General features: G+C 47.4%; 19 protein-coding genes and 1 pseudogene. 4 read left to right on the top strand and 16 right to left on the bottom strand.

Translation table 11 applies throughout. The features are described 5' to 3' along the window. Nucleotides 1-335 precede the first annotated feature (335 nt). A pseudogene (locus RJ60_RS09115) lies at nucleotides 336-1,681 on the bottom strand (FAD-dependent oxidoreductase). 93 nt (nucleotides 1,682-1,774) lie between these two features. Between RJ60_RS09115 and RJ60_RS09110 the strand changes: the two are divergent. Then, nucleotides 1,775-3,010, top strand: a complete 1,236-nt coding sequence (locus tag RJ60_RS09110) for a radical SAM protein (protein ID WP_103134523.1) — start codon at nucleotides 1,775-1,777, stop codon at nucleotides 3,008-3,010. On the opposite strand, the gene ylqF is transcribed toward RJ60_RS09110, so the two are convergent. Then, entirely contained in the window at nucleotides 2,980-3,816 is an 837-nt protein-coding gene (gene ylqF / locus RJ60_RS09105; RefSeq protein ID WP_103134522.1) for a ribosome biogenesis GTPase YlqF, read from the bottom strand. The genes RJ60_RS09110 and ylqF overlap by 31 nt on opposite strands. 107 nt (nucleotides 3,817-3,923) lie before the next feature. On the opposite strand from ylqF, the gene RJ60_RS09100 reads away from it, so the two are divergent. Genes RJ60_RS09100 through pncA form a run of 3 tightly spaced genes read left to right on the top strand, consistent with a single transcriptional unit; the run spans nucleotide 3,924 to nucleotide 6,461 of the window. Beyond that, the gene (locus tag RJ60_RS09100) at nucleotides 3,924-4,775 is read left to right on the top strand and encodes a DUF4438 domain-containing protein (protein ID WP_099830855.1); all 852 of its coding nucleotides are present in this window, start codon (nucleotides 3,924-3,926) and stop codon (nucleotides 4,773-4,775) included. Between the two features lie 43 nt (nucleotides 4,776-4,818). After that, nucleotides 4,819-5,847, top strand: a complete 1,029-nt coding sequence (locus RJ60_RS09095) for a glycoside hydrolase family 10 protein (RefSeq protein ID WP_103134521.1) — start codon at nucleotides 4,819-4,821, stop codon at nucleotides 5,845-5,847. Between the two features lie 5 nt (nucleotides 5,848-5,852). Further along, complete coding sequence (pncA, locus tag RJ60_RS09090; RefSeq protein WP_103134524.1) at nucleotides 5,853-6,461, top strand: bifunctional nicotinamidase/pyrazinamidase; 609 nt, start codon at nucleotides 5,853-5,855, stop codon at nucleotides 6,459-6,461. A 546-nt stretch (nucleotides 6,462-7,007) separates the two neighbouring features. On the opposite strand, the gene RJ60_RS09080 is transcribed toward pncA, so the two are convergent. From RJ60_RS09080 to RJ60_RS09015, 14 genes are read right to left on the bottom strand one after another with little or no spacing between them, the layout of a single operon-like run. Then, a complete protein-coding gene (locus tag RJ60_RS09080; RefSeq protein ID WP_103134519.1) occupies nucleotides 7,008-7,505 on the bottom strand; it encodes a ferritin family protein in 498 nt (165 codons plus the stop codon). After that, nucleotides 7,502-9,334: an FAD-dependent oxidoreductase gene (locus tag RJ60_RS09075; protein ID WP_103134518.1), complete on the bottom strand. Its 1,833-nt coding sequence runs from the start codon at nucleotides 9,332-9,334 to the stop codon at nucleotides 7,502-7,504. The genes RJ60_RS09080 and RJ60_RS09075 overlap by 4 nt, the downstream gene beginning before the upstream one ends. Nucleotides 9,335-9,346: 12 nt before the next feature. Then, complete coding sequence (locus RJ60_RS09070; RefSeq protein ID WP_103134517.1) at nucleotides 9,347-10,459, bottom strand: NADH-quinone oxidoreductase subunit D; 1,113 nt, start codon at nucleotides 10,457-10,459, stop codon at nucleotides 9,347-9,349. After that, on the bottom strand, nucleotides 10,446-10,970 hold the full coding sequence (locus RJ60_RS09065) for an NADH-quinone oxidoreductase subunit C (protein ID WP_258006246.1): 525 nt from the start codon (nucleotides 10,968-10,970) through the stop codon (nucleotides 10,446-10,448). Before RJ60_RS09065 ends, RJ60_RS09070 begins: the two co-directional genes overlap by 14 nt. Beyond that, entirely contained in the window at nucleotides 10,945-11,484 is a 540-nt protein-coding gene (nuoB, locus tag RJ60_RS09060; protein ID WP_103134515.1) for an NADH-quinone oxidoreductase subunit NuoB, read from the bottom strand. The genes RJ60_RS09065 and nuoB overlap by 26 nt, the downstream gene beginning before the upstream one ends. Nucleotide 11,485: 1 nt before the next feature. After that, the gene (locus RJ60_RS09055; protein WP_103134514.1) at nucleotides 11,486-12,397 is read right to left on the bottom strand and encodes a respiratory chain complex I subunit 1 family protein; all 912 of its coding nucleotides are present in this window, start codon (nucleotides 12,395-12,397) and stop codon (nucleotides 11,486-11,488) included. 4 nt (nucleotides 12,398-12,401) lie between these two features. Further along, complete coding sequence (locus tag RJ60_RS09050) at nucleotides 12,402-14,234, bottom strand: proton-conducting transporter membrane subunit (protein WP_103134513.1); 1,833 nt, start codon at nucleotides 14,232-14,234, stop codon at nucleotides 12,402-12,404. Then, on the bottom strand, nucleotides 14,235-15,683 hold the full coding sequence (locus RJ60_RS09045; protein WP_103134512.1) for a complex I subunit 5 family protein: 1,449 nt from the start codon (nucleotides 15,681-15,683) through the stop codon (nucleotides 14,235-14,237). Further along, nucleotides 15,680-16,030, bottom strand: a complete 351-nt coding sequence (locus RJ60_RS09040) for a sodium:proton antiporter (protein ID WP_103134511.1) — start codon at nucleotides 16,028-16,030, stop codon at nucleotides 15,680-15,682. Before RJ60_RS09040 ends, RJ60_RS09045 begins: the two co-directional genes overlap by 4 nt. Beyond that, complete coding sequence (locus tag RJ60_RS09035) at nucleotides 16,027-16,785, bottom strand: Na(+)/H(+) antiporter subunit B (protein WP_103134510.1); 759 nt, start codon at nucleotides 16,783-16,785, stop codon at nucleotides 16,027-16,029. The genes RJ60_RS09040 and RJ60_RS09035 overlap by 4 nt, the downstream gene beginning before the upstream one ends. After that, nucleotides 16,782-17,024, bottom strand: a complete 243-nt coding sequence (locus RJ60_RS09030) for a hydrogenase subunit MbhD domain-containing protein (RefSeq protein WP_103134509.1) — start codon at nucleotides 17,022-17,024, stop codon at nucleotides 16,782-16,784. The genes RJ60_RS09035 and RJ60_RS09030 overlap by 4 nt, the downstream gene beginning before the upstream one ends. Beyond that, nucleotides 17,021-17,365, bottom strand: coding sequence for a monovalent cation/H(+) antiporter subunit G (mnhG, locus tag RJ60_RS09025; protein ID WP_103134508.1), 345 nt, complete (start codon nucleotides 17,363-17,365; stop codon nucleotides 17,021-17,023). Before mnhG ends, RJ60_RS09030 begins: the two co-directional genes overlap by 4 nt. Further along, the gene (locus RJ60_RS09020; protein ID WP_099830835.1) at nucleotides 17,362-17,616 is read right to left on the bottom strand and encodes a cation:proton antiporter; all 255 of its coding nucleotides are present in this window, start codon (nucleotides 17,614-17,616) and stop codon (nucleotides 17,362-17,364) included. Before RJ60_RS09020 ends, mnhG begins: the two co-directional genes overlap by 4 nt. Nucleotides 17,617-17,668: 52 nt before the next feature. Next, entirely contained in the window at nucleotides 17,669-19,225 is a 1,557-nt protein-coding gene (locus RJ60_RS09015; protein ID WP_103134507.1) for a transposase, read from the bottom strand. Nucleotides 19,226-19,335 lie beyond the last annotated feature (110 nt).

Below are 19,335 nucleotides of genomic sequence, written 5' to 3'. Positions count from 1 at the left end.
ACTCTTCCAAGGTTAAAGATAACCCTGTGACGACTCTTTCCTTCTTCGTCACGGTAAGATTCAACTAACTGAGCATACGTAAAGTTCTTAGATTTCGTTGGCTTTATAAACATGACTACATTATATCATACAAATACTCCTATAAGCAAGTACTAGTATAATTACTAGCCAACTATATCTTATAATCAGTTGCCACTACAAAATATAGACAAAAAAATAGCGTTTACGAAACCATGCGGGTTTCAGACGCTATCTTCTTTGTTTTATGGGTCCAAGTGATAAAGTCAAGAAAAAGAAGCTACCCTCTGGGTAGCTTCTTCTATTTGTAGTGTTTCTTATTCCTTTCTCAAGTTCATTAGAGCGTTTTCAGCTGCGAGAGTCAACGGATAGGTAGTAGGGGCGGCAGTAAGCAGTGGATGGGAACCTATCTGCATCGTGAGGAAATCGTTCACGGTTATTCCTTTCTGTAGACCGAGACCGATAATATTGACCATCTCTCCAACACTCTTTCCGCCCGCCATCTGCGCGCCAAGAAGAATTCCGCTCTCCTTGGAGAAGATCATCTTGACGAAAATTTCCGACTTGTCGGGAAGCGAACCGGGATGTCTATCTATTCCCTTTGCAACGCCAACCACGTAATCAAAGTTCTCCATCTTTGCCGTACACTCCGTGAGTCCCGCGGCGGCGACCGTTAAATCGGCCACTGAAGTAGAGAACACTCCAAGATTTCCGTGATTCTCCCTAACCATCTTGAGGCTGAAAAGGTTTGAACCTGCAACTCTCGCTTCAAAAGCCGCGGTAGATGCCAGCATTAATCTACTTGGTTTTCTGGTGAAGAAGCACTTGTGTTCGACGCAGTCACCGGCGGCAAAGACATCGTCAACACTGGTTCTCATGTATTCATCGGCCCATATTCCACCGGTTATACCCCTGTGAACGCGGATATTTTCCAGAAGCTTCACGTTCGGTCTGTAACCTATTGCAAGTATCACCATATCTGCTTCGATCTCTTCGCCGTTGTCAAGTAGAACTCCGGATACCTTGTCTTCTCCTTTTATCTCACAGACCTTCATCCCGGTGCGTAGCTTCATGCCTTTCTTCTCGAGTCTTTCACTTACCATGGCTCCAAATTCCCTGTCAAAGGCTGCCATGAGTATCTGGTCAACGGCCTCGACAAGGTAGACTTCCTTGCCATCGGAGAGGATCTCGTCCGAAACTTCCACTCCTATGAAACCTCCACCAACGACTACGACTTGCTTCGCCGATTTTGCAGCAGCATATACAGTCTTCAGATACTCTTTATCCTTGGCTATAGTAAATACACCTGAAAGCTCACTGCCCTTTATTGGAGGTAATATGGGCTGCGAACCCGTGGCAATAACCAATTTCTCATATTCGATAGACTCCCCACCGGAGAGATTGACCTTCTTGGAATCAGTACTGATTTCCACGACTTCATCAAAAATGAAATCGATTCCCAGATCCTGCGCACCTTTTATCGGCATGGTATTGGCCTCTACAGTCGGAAGAGTATGGAATATGTATGGAATTCCACATGGGACGACTCCTTCCCTTTCCTTTCTAATTACCACTACACTCTTGTCAGGATATGTCTTCTTTGCCGTTGTCGCCGTGACTATACCGGCGGGACCTCCTCCACTATTACTATGTCTTTTTTCATGTAACACCTCCAAATAGAATAAGATATATGCTCAAAACATATATTATATTACCACACTTTACGTACTAGAATGGAGCGGCGGGAGGGCAAAAAATGAGTCTTACCGAAAGAGTTATGGAACTTGGCAAAAGGCTGTTTAGAATAGAGGACGCGGATGGTGCTGGCCCACTGAGCTTTAATTCATCCCCAGGGCTGTACATACACATACCATTTTGCCCGGAGTTTTGCAGCTTTTGCCCCTACAACAAAATCAAATACGACTCTAAACTGACAAACAAATACCTAACGACTTTGAAGCGCGAATCCGATCTCCAAAAAATCGCACAATTCAGTTCGATATACATAGGAGGCGGAACACCTTCCTATGACCTGAACCTTCTAAAGGGAGTCGTCTCTCATTTCAGGGAAATGGCGAATGGCGAAATCGCTCTTGAAATCCACCCGGCAGATGTTTCCATTAAGAGGCTTGAAGAAATAAGAGAGACTGGTGTTAACTTCGTCAGTCTGGGGATACAATCCTTCGACGATTTCACTTTGAACTCTATGGGGCGAAGGAGACAGGATTCCAGCGTTTCGCATAATTCGATAGCCGAGACTACTTCGGCGGGCTTTGACTTTGTAGACGTAGACTTGATCTTCGATTACCAACTTGACCGGGGAAGAATCGTTGAGGATCTTGAGACGGCTATTTCTTACGGCCCGGAACAGGTATCAGTCTATCCAATGATGCGTTTTGCAGACACGGCCTACAAAAACACTAAGAACGATCCCGAGAAGGAACTCGAGATACTGGAAGAGCTGGAAAACGTCGCTCTCACAAATGGTTATGTTAGAGATTCTCTCTGGACCTTCAAAAAGAGGGGAGAAAAGAGAAAGTACAGCTCTGTTTCACGTGAGTTCTTTATGGGAATTGGCACGAGCGCCTCTTCCTTCAACGGAAAGGATTTTCGAACTAATACCTTTTCTCTCGATGAATACTTCTCCTTTGTCGATTCCGGGAAGCTTCCGGTCAGTAAGACGATCAAAATGAATAAGTTTTCGGCGATTCTCTATTACTCTTTCTGGGCGCTTTACGGTGGCCACCTCGATCTCGGCAGTGTTGAAGAACACTTTGGAAGACTTCCATTGAGGATGAGATTTCTCCTTTACTCGACAATAACAAGAGGGTATCTCAAAAGAGAGAGTGACATCATCAAACCAACCAGATTGGGCACAAGGGAACTCCACATCATCGAAGAGTGGCTGACCTACAGTTTTATTGATCAAATATGGGCCGATTTGAGAAGCAGAGCGAGAGATCACTCTGTTTCGGGCGAATCAGTACTGTAAAAGCTTTTGGGATCTTCGAAGGAAAACCTTCCTGCCTTCCCGGCCGCGACCTCTCTGAGAAAAGTGTGGGCTCCTCTGGTTGTGTCGAGCGCTCCCTGTTTGGCAAGATAGTTTCTTCTTCTGCAGAACTTCTCGACAAACTCTTCTCCATTGGCGAATTTCTCACCAAGGTAATCCTCAAGGGGAACCTCCCCGTATCTTTCGACAATTAAGGAAAGCACCATTTCGAAAGCATCAAGCGGATCAAACTTCTCGTACGGTAGGGAACCTACCGCTAGAAGTCTCGTCGTTACTTGCCGAGAGCGAAGTTCAGAGTATAGAATTCCCGGCGTGTCGAGAACGGAAATGCTTTTAGAGACATTTATCCATTGTACTCCACGCGTTATCCCCGGTCTATTTCCTACAGCCAGTGATTTCTTGCCTTTGAGTCTGTTGATAAAGGTAGACTTTCCAACGTTTGGCATTCCGACGACCATGAACCTCTTCTCGTAGAACCTGCTTTTTAATAGAGGTACGATTTCTCTGATTATGAAATTCCTCGCGTCTGTTGATCTTAGTGAAGCCTCTACAACTCCGCTTCCCTGTGCTCTGAAATGCTCTTTCCACATGGAAGTGATCTCAGTATCGGCCAGGTCAGACTTGTTCAGAACGACAATACGCTGTTTGTTCTGAAACAACCGTTCTGCTTCATAGGCCCTGCTCGTGAGAGGAATCCTAGCATCAAGCAGCTCGACAACTCCGTCTACGGACTTCATGTAATTCTGGATCTGTCTTTTCGCTTTCTGGATATGGCCCGGATAATACATATGATTACCTCCAGCGTGGATTATATCACGGTTCGACCGACGTTCTTCAGTTGATATAATGTATATGTACTATATGCTAACAAGAACACCGAATGGAGGAGAAGACATTGAAGACAAACAAAGCTTTTGTAGTGAAGATCTCTGTCTCTGGCGAAGTTGCACATCCACTAAGGAGAAGCCCTTTCAGACTTGAAGTCGATGGGACTCCAAGACTTTTCCCGGGTACGGGAGGCATTACCTATAATTTTGCTCTTGGAGACAGTGCTTTCAAGATGGTTGGCGACCATGTTGAGCCGGATGTCTCGACAAAGAACTCCGAAGCTGACAAGAACTCAGCATATGTCGGTTATTCCTGTATCGGAAATTCGGCCACTTTAATCAGCGGAGATGCAAAGGGGGAGAAGGGAATAGTCATAGGCAAGCATGGCGGCATAAATCATGTCTTGATTCACTTCAAAGAAGACATAAAGAAGAGGATGGCGATCGGAGACAAGATACAGGTTGTCGGATTCGGTCAGGGATTAGTGCTTGAAGATTATCCCTCAATCAGGGTATACAATATCGATCCTGAGCTTTTAGACAGGATACCAGTTGGAGAAGGAGATGGGAAGATCTACTTCCCAGTAAGGGCAATAGTACCCGGTTATCTCATGGGTTCCGGCTCAGGATCGGGAGATCCTTCCGGTGGCGACTACGACATCATCACAAATGACAGGGCACTCATAAAGAAAGTCGGTCTCGACAGGCTTAGAATAGGCGATTTCGTAGCCCTCGAAAATCACAACGATTCTTTCGGACTTGGAGGTTATATGGAGGGCTCCGTTACTATCGGAGTAGTTGTGCACGGAGACTGTATAATTACCGGTCACGGCCCCGGCGTAACAGTAGTAATGGCGGACGGCAAGGGCATAATAATCCCCGAAATAAGCGACAAATCCAATGTGATTGACTTCATCTAGGGTTCAGGCAGAAACTTGCTGATTAGCCGGCAGGAGGAGAAAGATGAACAGACTTGAACCGGGAGTATGGGTGACAAGCAAAGAGCTTGTTTCCCCCGAATCACTGAGCAGAATGATCGATCGGCTCGATCGGATAAACGCAGGTAGAGCTTACATTCAGGTTGTTGGTCGAGGTGACTCCTATTACTCTTCAGCATTGCTTCCGCCTGCAGAGGAATTGGTGCAGCCGTTCGATGCTCTTAGGAAGGCTATTACCGAAGCTTCGGGAAAGACTTTTCACATTTCGGCCTGGATGAATGTCAACCTGGTTTGGGGTTTCGAAAGGCGAAGACCTTTATCGGCAGTACACATAGTGAACAGACATCCTGAATGGATTACCGTTGACAAAAACGGCACTTCAATGCTCGACTATTCGTCCAGCAACCTCGAAGAAGTCTTCGGCCCTTACGTCGATCCTGGTGTAGCAGGCGTGAGAGAGTTCACAGAGGAGATTGCTTCGGAAATCTCAAATTACGATATAGAAGAGGTCCATCTTGATTTCATAAGGTACCCCTTCAGGAGTTTTGGATTCAACCCGATTGCATTGGCCGAGTATAGAGATTGGCTGAACGAAGAAGGCTTGTCGAATGGCACGGATAGCTTCGATCGCTTCAGAATCGACGCGGTGACAAGACAGGTCTCGATGATCTCCGAAACAGTTCGAAGCAAGGGCAAAAAGCTATCCTGCGCAGTCTATGATGATTATTCGGAGAGAGCCGTACATGAGCGTCTTCAACCCTGGCTTGACTGGCTGGAAAACGGCCTTATTGATGCGGCAGTTGTCATGGCATATGGCAAAGAGCCGGAGGAAGTAATCTCAAGAGTGAAAAACATCCGCAGTCTTCACGGCTCCCTGAACAATATCAGAATCGGACTGGGTGCATTCAACTATGCCTCCAGATGGGATGAGTTTATAGAACTCATAAAGCAAGTAAGGGAACTCGAACCGGACGAAGTAACTCTGTTTGCACTGAGTTCAGTCGACGATGAACTATGCGGAAGACTTCGGGCACTCCAGGAAGAAGTGAGGTGATGAAGATGCGCAAGGCATTAATAGTTGTTGATGTTCAGAACGACTTTTACGAAACAGGTTCACTGCCAGTGAGCGGCGCAAGCCAGATAAACGAAGCGATAAACAGAGCTATGAGAGACTCTGTGTATAAGGCGATAGTTGCGGGGCAGGACTGGCACCCCTCCAATCATATGAGCTTTGCGGTCAACCACGGCAAAGAGCCCTTTACACCATTCGATAATAAAAAAGGAATTGGCCCCGTCTTGTGGCCCGTCCACTGCCAGCAGAGAACCTACGGGGCGGCATTCCACACCAACATTGAGACCAACCGGTTTGACTACATAATCAGAAAGGGAACCCATCCCCATGTTGACAGCTACTCGATCTTCAGAGAAAACGACGGAACGGAACTGGGAACAGATGGGCTACTAAGAGCACTCGGAATTGAAGAGCTTGATATCTGCGGACTAGCTCTGGACTACTGCCTCAAATACACCGTTCACGATGCTCTCCTGGCCGGCTTCAAGATAAACGTAATAATAAATGGAACAAAAGGTGTAGAAGCAAACATAGGCGATGTTCAGAGAACTATAGAGGAATTCAGAAGAGCGGGAGTAGAACTGATTGAGAGATGATTTGGCCCGTCGTTGGGGGTCGGAGGTCGGGGGTTGGTCAGGAGCAAAGAACAAGAGCTTGACCAGTCCTCAAGAAGAAAATCACGCCCTCGGATCAGAACGAACCTATTCTGTCATCCTGAAGCGCTCCTGTTCAGGATCTGGGCTTGGGTCTCAGCGAAGGACGGGTCCATGATCTGGGACGAAGGACTAAGGACGACTCTTCACAGCGTTCAGCGGCTCTTTTTTTTTGCTTCCTGCGCAGCAGCATCACTTCCCCGAACGTTCCTCCGGGCATCACTTCCTCGCGCCAGCGAGCATCACTTCCTGGCGAAGCCAGCCTTGCGTCTTGCCGAAGGCAGGCTTGCGTCCACCATGTTCTTTGGCGCCTTGAGTCTCGCGATGATGTTCTTCCCGAAGAACTATAGACCGTTGACTGCCAAAGGTTTTTTGAGCGTCCTTAGCAAGCGTCCAGCAGTCCTATGTACAGCGAAACCTGATTAGCCTCCGTCAGCACTGACTTCAGGCGAATGGCTAGAAATTTCTCTTCTTGAAAGCGTTCCCTTATTAAAAGGGATAGAAGCCAAGATCAATTGCGTTTTTCTCGTATATCCTCTCCATAAGGTTTCTGACAAGAGAAACATGTCCTTTTTCCCAGTTCATTAGCCTTACCATGAGTTTCTTTGCACTCACGTCTTCCACCTTTTTGGAGGCATTTTCATAGTAGTCAACAAAATCCCTTTCAATGAGGTAGGCCATTCTTAGAATCGAAAGATCGGCAAGATCGCTGCTGTAAGAGTTGTTTGAAAGCGCCTGCGATTTCAGTCTCTCTACGAATATCTCCTCCGCTTCTTCCTGAAGGGCAGAATCAACCTTCTTGTTGTCTTCAAGAGCTTCAATCATACCCTCGATGAACTTCACATGAGAGGCTTCCATATCCATAAGATATCCGAAGGTCTTTTTGGCAACGGATTGATTGACCTTCTGCATATTGTTTCTGTAGAACTCTTGACCGGATTTTTCGAAACTGAGTGCTATCTCCAAAAAGCTCTTGAGGTCGCTCATAACTTCACCTCTCTAATTAGGTACTCGTCGATACCCACTGCCGCCTTGTGACCGTCGGCAACGCCATGGATGATATCCGGACCATTCACAATATCTCCTCCCGCAAAGAGCCATGGAAGATCTGTCTGACCTTTCTCGTTCACGAGTATTCTTCCCCTTATGAACTGTACCTTCTCCCTAATCGATTCTGGAAGATAATCATAGTCCGGCGCCTGTCCAATTGCCTCGACAATCATTCTTCCTTCAATCATACTTTCGTCGCTTTCATCGAATCTTGGGTTGAATCTCCCGTCTCCATCAAAAACTGCTGTACAGGCAATGGTAGATAATCCGGAGACTTTGCCGTCTTTGAGAATGACTTCCTTCGGTCCCCGACTGGGAAAGTATTCTATTCCCTCTTCCCTTCCTTCAACTATCTCTTCAAGGTCGGCTGGCATCTCATCTGAGGATTCGAGACATGTTACTTTGACATCTACCGGCATTCCTTCCATCTTCTGGAGACGGGCAACGCTACGAGCCACGTCCATTGCAACGTTACCTCCTCCTATCACGACGAGGCTCTCAGGCACTTCCGGTTTCTTGCTTGAATCCCCTCTGAGATAATCACGAATAGACTCGAGAAGAGGCATGGCCATCAAGACCCCTTCACTGTCAGCTCCTTTGACTCCGGTGCTTCTTCCCTTCATGAAACCCGTTCCGAGAAAAACCGCATCGAACTTCTCATGAAGGTGTTCAATAGTGATATCCCTGCCAACGGTCTTGCCGCATTCGATCTTCACACCCAAGGCTTCTATTACTTTTATGTCTGCATCAAGTGCTTCATCTGGCAGACGATAGCGTGGGATGCCATACCTCATGACACCGCCCGCATGCTCTTTGCTTTCATAGACTGTAACAGAATGACCCATTAGCGAAAGGTAGTACGCGGCAGACAAACCGGCCGGACCACCGCCTACTATCGCAACTCTGCCGCTTCCCTTCTTGACTATCTCTTGTTTTTTCGCATATTTAATAACGTCTTCAGTCTCTTCCTGATCCATGAGATATCTTTTCAGCCATCTAATGGCAACTGGCTCTCCTCTATTCCCTATTGAACAGACGGTCTCACATTTGTGGGTACAGACGCGCCCACAAACCGACGGCAAAGGATTAGTCCTGTATATCCATTCGACGCCCTCTTTTATATCGTTCTTGAAGATACTCTCTATGTATCTTGGAATATCCATTTTTGCCGGGCAGGCATCTATGCAGAGTTCGCAGTCCACACATCTTGCCGCCTCCGCAATGGCCTGCTCTCTCGAAAATCCCTTGACAAATTCTATAAAGGACTGAACTCTCTCCACACCCGGGAGCTCTTCCATTTCTACCCTTTCCAGATCGAGCAGCTCCGAGTTTTCATCCCGTGAATAGCCTATAGGTGGAGTATCATGATGGATGCCAGTTTCGTCTGGTAGGAAGAAGAAACTATCGGGGTCTTCGGATATGTGAATATACTCCCTGGTCATGTTAAGTGAACCTGTAGTGCATATGTCGACACACATTCCGCAGAACGAGCATCTCCCATAGTCTATTGCCGGTCGCTGTGCCTTCTTTCCGATATCTACCGTAATATCTACTGGCGCCATCTTGATGGCTTCGGTAGGACATATCTTTGCGCAAGTACCACATCCCGAGCATTTATCCCAATCGTTGACGTGGAACCCTCTGTATCTTTCGGCTGCCTCGCGATAAACCCGTGGAACTTTTATGGTAACCGGCTTGGTGAACAGTCTCTTCCAGGCTACAGTAGGGCCCCAGAAAGTCTTTTTGAAACCATCATATACGCTCACTTTACCAGCCTCCTATCTGTCGATCTCTGGCGGGCAGAAATCCATTGTGGTTAGCCAGAGAGCAACATCTTCTATTCTTGTTCCTGCAAGTAGTTTCTCCACACCATACAAACCCTGAGGAAAGGAAGCCCCTCTGACGTTTATCCTGTAAGGTTTCTCCCCCCCATCTGAGACAACGAAGTATCCGTACTCGCCTCTGGATGACTCTATGTGAGTGTAGACAGTCCCCTCGGGCACCCTCCATCTGAGCGCGTTGCCAGATGAGATCTTTGCGTTTACAGGTCCCTCTGGCATTTTTTCAAGTACCTGCCTCAATATCCTTATACTCTGCTTCATCTCATAGTACTTCAAGGTAAATCTGGCAAAGGCATCCCCTTCAGTTGCTGTAGGAACGTCGAAAACCACGCTGTCATATTTTGCATATGGATCGATCTTTCTTATGTCGTAGGGCAAACCTGTGGCTCTCAGTCCCACGCCGGTTACACCTATTTCGAGCGCCTCTTCTCTTGTTAGAAGCGCGAGCCCCTCTGTCCTCGTTCTGATTATCCTGTTTTTCAGAAGCAGGTTCTCAAATTCATCGCTCCTGCTTTCTATGTAATCCAGGAATTCAAGAATCTCAGACTCGATTCCTTCGGGCAGATTCTTTCTTACGCCTCCAGGAACGATATACATGTGATAGACCCTTGCGCCGGTAATCTTCTCGAAGATATCTAGAATCCTGTCCCTGTCAGCAAGAGTCCAGTGTGAAATTGTGTAGAGACCGGTAGATCCTCCGACTCCACCCAAAGCCATAAGGTGGGAAGCGATTCTCGCCAGCTCGAGAATTATCATCCTTATCCAGTGAGCTCTTTCTGGCACCTCCGTTCCGCTGAGCGCCTCGACCGCCATCGCATAAACCATTTCGTTAATGTCCGGTTCGGGCACGCAGATTCGGGGGATCAGGGCCAGATTTTGCATCCAGCCCCTTCTCTCCATTAGCTTCTCGAAACCCCTGTGAAGGAAGCCAGGAACGAGTCTCGCCCTGACGACAGTGTCACCCTCCACATAAAGGTGAACGCTTGAATTTCCATGCATCCCTGGGTGGTTAGGTCCCAAGAATAGCTTCACTTCCTTACTCACTGTCATCGCCCCCTTCGACCAGGAACTCGGCACCGTAATGCCTGTCCGGGAAGTGATCGTTCGAGTATTTCTGCGGATCGAAGTCCTTTCTCATCGGGGGCATTTCCTTCCAGTTTTCGAGTATGAGTGGTTTTAGGTCGGGGTTACCATCGAAAACTATACCGAAGAACTCGTGAACATCCCTTTCATAAAACCTTGCCGTAGGCCAAAGGTGCATCACGGTTGTGATGACGGGCGCATCTCTACTCACCGAACTTTTCACCAACAGAGTCTCTCCCGTCTCCCATCTAAAAAGTGTGTAGAACACCTCGAAAACCCCGTCTTCTATCCTGTCGACGCCTGTTATGAGTGAGAGATGAGAAAAGCCCTTTCTCTTCAAGATCTCAAGAATCGCGTTCAGCCTTGAAGCTTCAACAAATATGATAGACTCACGGGCGGTTACTTCCTTAATCGAAAACTCTCCGGCAATAGTCATCACTTCTTTGAGTACCTCATTCATGGAATTCATCGTGTACATACACCTCCCCGAGAGCCTCTATCTGATTACTCTTGTACCAATCGTTCTTCTCCTGATACTCTTTCCAACCGTTGGCCTCTCCTCTGTCAATCTTGCTCATCAGCGCGGCGAAACCGCTTACTATTGCCTCCGGGCGGGGCATACAACCGGCCAGATAAAGATCCACAGGCACATAGAGATCCAGTTTGTTGATCGTTGCGTATGAGTCATAATATATTCCTCCATTCAGTGTGCAGGAGCCGAAGCCGACAATATACTTCGGCGACTGCATCTGTTCGTACGAGTAAACGACTCTCCTGAGAGTCTTCGTACTTAAGTATCCTGTAATCAGAAGAATGTCGGCCTGTCTAGGAGTTGCCATAGGCCCAATCCCGAGACGCTCCATATCGAAGCGCGAAGTCATCGTTGGAGGCAGCTCTATAGCCCCGCATCCGGTACAGTAGTAAAGCATCCACAGTGAGCGCGATCTGAGCATATTTGCCACTTTTTCCCATGCCTTGTGTTCATTACTCATTTCATCGCCTCCCCATGACGAAGACCACTATAATTACCTGTACGAAGGAGAAAATGAGCGGCCATTTCCAGTAGAATTTGATCGCCTGCTCGACCCTGAATCTTGGAATAGTGGCGGAGATGATTACTATTGAGAAGTACACTATAAGGAACTTCAAGAGGAATTCCCATAAAGTCCTGCCGCCTCCGAGAAAGAGGTTGACAAACAGTCCGATCTCAATGAATGTCGCCAATGCGTGCTGAATCATTAGCATGCCGAGATACTTACCGCTGTACTCCACTAGAGGACCGGAAGCTATCTCTGCCGGGGCAATAAAGGTGTCAAAGGGCTTCTTTCCAAGCATCCCGATCAGAGAGACGAAGGCAACTACTCCACCAATCGGCATTAACCAAACGTTGTAAGCGCCCTGCGCTATCTGAATGCTTACCAGATCGGATAGAGATGAAGTCCCATGGTGGAAGAAGACCCCGAGAATGACTATCATGAAGGGGAGCTCATATCCGAGCATCTGGGCCAGTGCCCTTCCAATTCCTATGGATGCATTTGGATTTCCCGACCCCACGGCAGACATCGCCATTCCCAGGAGGCCTATAGCCAGAAGATAGATCACCACAAAGACATTGTCGATTCCCGGAAAGACGGCGAGATTGCCGGCCGGAACGAAGAAGACCGTCGCAATCGTCCCTCCCAGTGCCATAAGTATTCCTAAGTCGAAGATGAAGCCGTGGGAAATCGAGTACTTCGTCAGCGACTTGAAGATATCTATAAAGTTCTGCCAGAAAGGCGGGCCGTATCTCCTCTGAATTCTTGCCTCAATCTTTCTTGCAATTCCTTCAAGAGTCACGGTATATGCAAACGCAACCACTAGAAGAGCGATCCCCGAAAGTATTGTAATTACGATATTCATAAACATATGATCACCTCAACCACCAGAAGGCGCCAAAAAGCACGATAACAGTCAAAGCAATGTACACCTGAGGATTCCGGTTGAAGAAGACCGCCCTGAACAGGGCTCCAAGCTCCTTGATCTTTTCAGAAGTCGATGAAAGCCAGTTTTCAATCGAAGGCCACTTTTCAAATAACCTGTCGAACGGCCTGTACATTCTGTAAGAAAAGTGATAGAGCTCTGCGGTGTACAGAAAGTCCCCGCCAGTGTAATTGTCTAGCAGATCTACATGCCTGGCCTTCTTTGCGCGCATGAAGATCAACAATGATATTGCCAAACCTATCACGAAGACAGTTGTGACCAAAACGGAATCCCATTGCCCAGTTAGCGCGACGATTCTCGAGAAAGTCACATCGATAGTTCCTCCGCCGATCGATTTCGTAATCCTGTTTATAGATCTAATTGCGTTGCTGGGGAAGACTCCCCAGAAAATAGTAAGAAGTGTCAGAAAGGCCATTGGAGCAAGCATAATCAACGGAGCCTCCCTAACTTTCTCATGCTCGGGCTTCAGTTGTCCCAGGAAAATCCCTGCCAGCGGTTTGAAGACATACATGAAGGACCCTATGCTTCCAAAGAAAGCGGCAAAGGCCAAAAATGGCAACCCATCCTGCACAAGCTGCTGATAGATCAACCACTTGGAGACAAATCCGCTTGTAGGAGGGATTCCTGCCACCGAAATGATCGCAACGAGATAAACGGCAAAGGTGAAGGGCATCTTCACTATTAGTCCTCCCATTTCGTGCATCCTGGTGGTCTTGGTCCTGTAGGCTACGGCAGCTATCGCCATGAACATGGCAGCAGATGCCATGGCATGGTTTAAAATGTGCATCATTCCTCCTGCAGTTGCATATGTTCCGCCAATTGAAAGGGCCAACACTATATAGCCTGAATTGCTTACAGTCGAAAACGCAATGAGTTCTTTAGCGTCTTCCATCCGAATAGCCATAACCGTTCCCACGACTATTGAAATACCTCCAAGTAAGGCAAGTCCGTAATTTACGATCGGAATGCCATTGAGTAGAGGAAGATTGCCGAAAACCTTGAAGGAGGGAAACACTATCGACATAATGAAGAGCAGAAAACCGCCGAGTTTTGTGAGTCCTCCGGACAGGATGGGGCTAAATTCGTCCGGTGCGGAAGAATGTGACCCTCTAAGCCAGGTATGGAGTGGGAAGCTTCCCATCTTCGCAAGAACCATTATTGCCAAGGCTATGAAAATCGTGAGCTGAACTCCAATCGGCTGGCTCTCGATCTTCAAAGCCACACTGGAAAACTCGACCGTGCCCAGCCTGCTGTCCATATAGAAGATCGCAAACAACATTGAATAACTGCCAACTGCCGCGATAGCGGCATACTTTATCGCCTCTCCGGTCGACTTTTCCTTATCCTGGATAATGAGCAAAAGAGAAGACCAGGTCGAGATCTCCCAGAAGATCATTAGAGTCAGGAAATCAGCCGAAAAAACTGCTCCCAATACTCCTGCTGTAACAAGACTCAAAAGAAAGATCTTGACTGGGCTCTTCTTCAGGGGTAACATGAAGACCGCGGTCGTGGATATTATTAACATCACTATCGAAGCGAAAAACCAGTTAACGGGGGTCATAGAAAAGTTGAAGTTAAGCTTACTCGTGATGCCGACTACTTCATATGATGCCCCGGTTCCTCCCCAGAAAAACACGTAGAGAAAAACGAGTACCTGGAATGCGGCGTAAGCTATATAGGCGACACTCTTCTTCAACTTTGAGACGAGGAAGAATAACGGAGCGGCAAAGAGAGATGCCGCTAACACAAAGAGTAAATTCATCTACATCCCTCCCAGAATGGCCTTCCCGATTGCCAGAATGCCATTTACCAGAGAATCCGCGGCTCTCTCAAACATTGTGAAAGCCTCCCCGGAGCTTACCCCGAGGAAGACTATTACCGTACTTAGCACAAGCCCGAAGGCAAGAAACTCCACCGAGGGCAAAATCCTCTTCTCGGGCGCCTGAACTGTTCCGACCGGCTTGAAGAAGGTGAAGATCCACCTGAAGTAATATGTGACTTCAATGGCAGCTGCAATGAGAATTAAAACCGGAACGGCAAGAGAGGCCTCGAAACTGGCCGAGATCGCGTTCAGCTTTCCCCTGAAGCCGAAAAAGAGTGGCATACCTGCGATAGAAAGCGCAGAGACAACGAATGTTACTCCAACTATCGGCGACCTTCGACCGTATCCGTAAAGAGTATCTCTATCGTCTCTGCCCACTTCATCGATAACCTGGTCGTCAATGGAGAAGAGCATAAACTTCGAGAGGGCGTTGTTTATAAGAAGCATAATCGATCCCGTAACTGCCTCAACGCTCCCGATACCGACAAGAAAGATCGCAAGACCGGACTGAGCGATACTGGAGTAGGCAAGTGTCCTTCTCAAAGACTTCTGGCCGAAAGCAATAACTTCCCCTACAAGGACCGTGGCTATCCCAAGAAGGACGACAAGGTTCAGAACGCGATCGTCTCCAACGGCGAGAATAACCTTTGAAAAGGCATACACCATTGCAAGAGGATAGACCGAAGCAAGAACTAATGTTGCTTCACGAGATGATTTAGTCAGAACGTCGGGAACCCAGCCGTTAAAGGGAAGCAATTTCGACTCAACACCAAGACCCGCGACAATTAGCAGCGAAGAGACTAATGTGACATCCCCGCTGATTTGCCCCGAAGATACCCTTGCGGCGAGTTCAGAAATGTTGAGTGTGCCGGCCGCCCCGTAAAGAATCGCGACCCCAAGAAGATACAACAGCGATCCTACCGATCCTATCATCAGATACTTGAACGATGCAACCTTTGAATCGCTGCCTTCTCCAGTAGATGCCAGAAGGTAGGCGGAGATTCCGGCGATCTCGAGGAAGACGAAGAGGTTGAAGAGATCGTTGGTTAACAAGATCCCGTTCAGTGAGGCAAGAGCCACCAAGAAGACCACCGAGTACTTAGTAGTCTCTTCCCCTTTTCGTAGATAACTCAACACTGCAAAGAGAAATAGTATATTTGCGATGGGAAGCAAGAGCTTAGTTGCGTCGTTAACGAGTAAACTGATACCATATGGAGCTTTCCAGCCGCCAATAGAGAAACTTGTAGCGGTGAGGAATATAACCCCGAAGACTCCAGCGAAGGCGTTGAAGAAGGCGGCTATAATCAGAGCCCAACCGGAAACAGTTCTCCAGAAGGCGCTAACAAAGGATAGTGCGAGGGGTATCGCTATCAACCATACGGGATTCATTCGCGATCACCTCCGCCACTCGAGAGCTCCGAGATATCTATCGTACCCCTTGATTTGTTTACAGAAACAATAAGCGAAAGGGCTAGGGCCGTTACGCCCACCCCAATGACTATAGAAGTAAGAACCAGAGCCTGGGGAAGAGGATCGACGAAAAGAAGCGATGAGTTGTTGCTGACCGAAGACAAAATAGGAGCTGCTCCCCCTTCTACGTAACCAATAGAGACAATGAAGAGGTTGACTCCGATCTCTGCAATATTCAAAGAGATAATTAGCTTAACAAGATTCTTCTGCGAAAGAAGACCGTATAAGCCGACGGCGACAAGCATCATAGAGAAGTACTGAATCATACCTCATCGCCCCCTTCCGAAATGAAGTCATCTACAATTCCGGAAAGCTCTGCTCCGACCTTGAGACCGATTACCGAGTAAACAACCGGTATAATTCCTGCACTGAAAAGCTCTCCCACAACGCCCGTGGGAAGAAAATTTTTCAGGAAGGAACCTGAGATCAGCAGACCGGCTATACCTATGAGAACGTAGAGCAGTCCCATTGTACCCTCCAGTATCTTCAGTCCCTTTGAAGCCCTCTTTTCATCGTCAACCGCAACGAGAAGCAAGAAGCCGGCCGCGATTATCGCTCCTCCGGGAAATCCTCCTCCCGGCGTGAGATGGCCGTGAGCAAATACGTATATCCCCAGAACCATAAGCATTGGGGCGATCACGCGCGAGGCAGTCTTGACGACGGGACTTACGGATATTACAGAACCTATCCTCTTTCTTCCCCCTCCAAGAAGCAGTCCAACTCCGGTTGCCGAAATGAAGAGTACCGTCACCTCTCCGAGGGTGTCGAATGATCTGTAGTTGACGACAATCGAAGTAACCATGTTTGCCGAACCAGTCTCGGCGTCGGCAGTTACTCCGAAACGAATCTCATCCTGATTCTCATTCACCGATTTCTCGATGTATTTCGCAGAGACTCTTTCGGAGAGCTTCACTTCGCCATATCTTGGAATCCCCATAGAATCGGAAGAGTCGGAATTGAGAACTGTTACGATCATGAAGAAGAACAGAAGGGCAATAATTACAGAGAGTATCCGCTTCATTCTACATCAGCTCGCTTCAGCTTCCTGAGGGAGAGGAGGAATATGGCCGTAGTGAGGCCGGCTCCAACAGAAGCTTCCGTTATTGCGACATCTGGGGCCTTCATGATGACAAACAGTATGACAGACAGAAGGCTCATTGCGGAGAGCATTATCACGGAGTTCAGCAGCTTCTTCGCTTCGATTGCGAAAATAGCCAGTCCCACCATCACTACTCCGATTATGAACGAGAATACGCTCACACTTCCTCACCACCTTCGGGGAGACTGTCCGGTTTCTTTTGAGATTCCAGATTAGTTATCGGTGTTATTCCTTTCTTCAGGGCCGTTCTGGCGATCACTGAACTCCCGACGGGATTTGTAATAGCTATGAATACAACTATGATTATTGTCTTCAGTAGCCACTGAGGATTTATCAGCCCCACACCGAGTATCACGGAGAAGGAGCCCAGTGTAGTCGCCTTCGTTCCTGCCTGAAGCCTGTTAAAAACGTCGGGCATCCTCAGCATTCCAAGACCTCCCAGAAAGAAGAAACATGCGCCTACGGATAAGAGCGCATATCCCAGAATATCCAGTATTATCATCTTCTCCCCTCCAAATACCTGGCAATCACTATGGTCTCAAGAAAGGAGAGCGCAGCATATACAAGCGCTATATCTAGAAAAAGAGGATTGCCATCGATTAGAGAAAACAATACTATTGCACTAGTAATCATCACGTTCAATATATCTAGCGCTGCGACTCTGTCTGGAACCGTCGGCCCTCTCAGCAATCTGTAGAGAGTCAGTGCGGCGCCGGCGAGAATTAGCGAAAAGAAGATGGAGAAGCCTATCATTCGAAGATCCCCCCTATTCTCTTCTCAACCTAATTTCCCGGACAAATTATACCTATGTCTTTGGTTGAATCTTCAGACTCTGGAGTATTTCGCGTTGTGGCTTGGTAATCTCGGTAAGGATATGACCGTACTTGCCTGAATATCGTACCTGAGTTAATGTTTCCATCTCGAGAAGGAGTTCTCGGACGGTGTATTTCTCTATGAGTTTTGTATCACGCATTTTCTTTCTCAAAGCACTCATAAGGATCAAGGCAATGAACTGAACAAAGAGTCTGCCATCCATAGAAGCAGCACTGTGAATGCGCAGGCGTTTCATGTCCAGCTGATTCTTCAAGTCATCAAAAGACTTCTCGATCGTATCCTTGTTTCGGTATACCCTTAGTGCTTCTACAGGATCTTTAATGCCGTTAGTCAAGATTGCGAGGAAACCTGCGTAACGATCGCGGTATTTCATAATCGCTTCATTATTGAACAACACCTTCCTCCCTCTGACGGGTGTTTCCTTAATGGTGAAGAAGGCATCGTATGCCTCTTCATGACCACTTACAGTCTGCCCACTTGCCAGTTCTTCCTTGTAAGAGAGTAATTCTTCAGTGAATGTATCCATTGCAGTGGCTGCTGCATGTGCATTGTAGTAGAGATGAACATAACAGCGTCGCCTATCCTTGCCCCAAGGGAAAAGTCTTGAGTGTACATACAGGATCTCTCCATCGACCTTGCGGTAATTCTCTGGGGTCTGGATACTATCTCGGGTCTCATGGATGATGCCCTTAACCCACTTGAGACTGTTGGAAACGGCAAGAGTGAACTTGTCTCTTGCAGCAAGTAGTTCGTCTATGTTTTGCTGACTGTAGAACCCTTTGTCCAAGACAAGATGTAGCTTGGGTAGTTCAAGGTAACTGAATGTCTTCAGAAAGTGATGCAAGGTACTTACATCATTGATGTTTCCAGGTAAGCGATGATAATATGCGGGCAACTGACTCTGTTGACCAACAAGAAGTGCAAGGTTGATCTGTTTCAGCTTTTCCCTATCTCTATTGTATCCATATTTCACATACTCGTTGAGCTCTCCATACGAAGAAACTGATGTAATGTCATAACACAAATAGTCGTTCTCAACCACCTTCTTTGTCCACCTGGCAAAAAAGGTCTCTCTTTCATCATCGCCTAAAGACCTCAGTATCTCACTTATTCTCTGGCTTGTGAGTATGGCATCATATGGATTGCTATGACTCTTACTCCAAGCTTCACAGTGACTCAGCGGACCTCCACGCACAGCAAGGTAGTATGCCATGCACAAAACCTGCCGATACAACTTTGAAAAACAACCCTTCAATACCTTCTCCAGCCCGAGTTCTTTGCTCACAGCATCAAGCACCATTGCAGGACCAACAATCTTTGCAGTAGCAGTAACAGCGGGATCTCTTACAGCAGCCTGTTCAGGATTAAGTCTCTTTGAGGGAATGAACTCACCTGTTTCAGGATCGATCTTTCCTATACACACTCTCTTATTCCGTGGCTGCTTCTTCTCTTTATCCCAGTAAGATATTCCTTCATAAACGTAGGTAACCCCTGTATCCTTATTTCTTATATGAATACGATGAGCCATGCATTCCCTCCTCTCAATAGGTACAATTATACCTAATAAATGCACGAAATGCAAGCCCACAAGATACTGTAACGAAGATGCTCTGTTGCCTTCGAAGAAACCTAGTTACA

It is taken from the genome of Mesotoga sp. B105.6.4 (assembly GCF_002896535.1).
Lineage (GTDB): Bacteria > Thermotogota > Thermotogae > Petrotogales > Kosmotogaceae > Mesotoga.
The sequence above is the reverse complement of the archived record's forward strand: the minus strand, read 5'-3'. Positions and strand labels throughout refer to the sequence as shown.

Excerpts from the sequence above, each read along its gene's own strand:
- RJ60_RS09110 (WP_103134523.1), top strand. The coding sequence starts at position 1,775 with ATGAGTCTTACCGAAAGAGTTATGGAACTTGGCAAAAGGCTGTTTAGA.
- ylqF (WP_103134522.1), bottom strand. The coding sequence starts at position 3,816 with ATGTATTATCCGGGCCATATCCAGAAAGCGAAAAGACAGATCCAGAAT.
- RJ60_RS09095 (WP_103134521.1), top strand. The coding sequence starts at position 4,819 with ATGAACAGACTTGAACCGGGAGTATGGGTGACAAGCAAAGAGCTTGTT.
- pncA (WP_103134524.1), top strand. The coding sequence starts at position 5,853 with ATGCGCAAGGCATTAATAGTTGTTGATGTTCAGAACGACTTTTACGAA.
- RJ60_RS09080 (WP_103134519.1), bottom strand. The coding sequence starts at position 7,505 with ATGAGCGACCTCAAGAGCTTTTTGGAGATAGCACTCAGTTTCGAAAAA.
- RJ60_RS09070 (WP_103134517.1), bottom strand. The coding sequence starts at position 10,459 with ATGACAGTGAGTAAGGAAGTGAAGCTATTCTTGGGACCTAACCACCCA.
- RJ60_RS09065 (WP_258006246.1), bottom strand. The coding sequence starts at position 10,970 with ATGTACACGATGAATTCCATGAATGAGGTACTCAAAGAAGTGATGACT.
- nuoB (WP_103134515.1), bottom strand. The coding sequence starts at position 11,484 with ATGAGTAATGAACACAAGGCATGGGAAAAAGTGGCAAATATGCTCAGA.
- RJ60_RS09055 (WP_103134514.1), bottom strand. The coding sequence starts at position 12,397 with ATGTTTATGAATATCGTAATTACAATACTTTCGGGGATCGCTCTTCTA.
- RJ60_RS09050 (WP_103134513.1), bottom strand. The coding sequence starts at position 14,234 with ATGAATTTACTCTTTGTGTTAGCGGCATCTCTCTTTGCCGCTCCGTTA.
- RJ60_RS09045 (WP_103134512.1), bottom strand. The coding sequence starts at position 15,683 with ATGAATCCCGTATGGTTGATAGCGATACCCCTCGCACTATCCTTTGTT.
- RJ60_RS09040 (WP_103134511.1), bottom strand. The coding sequence starts at position 16,030 with ATGATTCAGTACTTCTCTATGATGCTTGTCGCCGTCGGCTTATACGGT.
- RJ60_RS09035 (WP_103134510.1), bottom strand. The coding sequence starts at position 16,785 with ATGAAGCGGATACTCTCTGTAATTATTGCCCTTCTGTTCTTCTTCATG.
- mnhG (WP_103134508.1), bottom strand. The coding sequence starts at position 17,365 with ATGATAATACTGGATATTCTGGGATATGCGCTCTTATCCGTAGGCGCA.
- RJ60_RS09020 (WP_099830835.1), bottom strand. The coding sequence starts at position 17,616 with ATGATAGGCTTCTCCATCTTCTTTTCGCTAATTCTCGCCGGCGCCGCA.
- RJ60_RS09015 (WP_103134507.1), bottom strand. The coding sequence starts at position 19,225 with ATGGCTCATCGTATTCATATAAGAAATAAGGATACAGGGGTTACCTAC.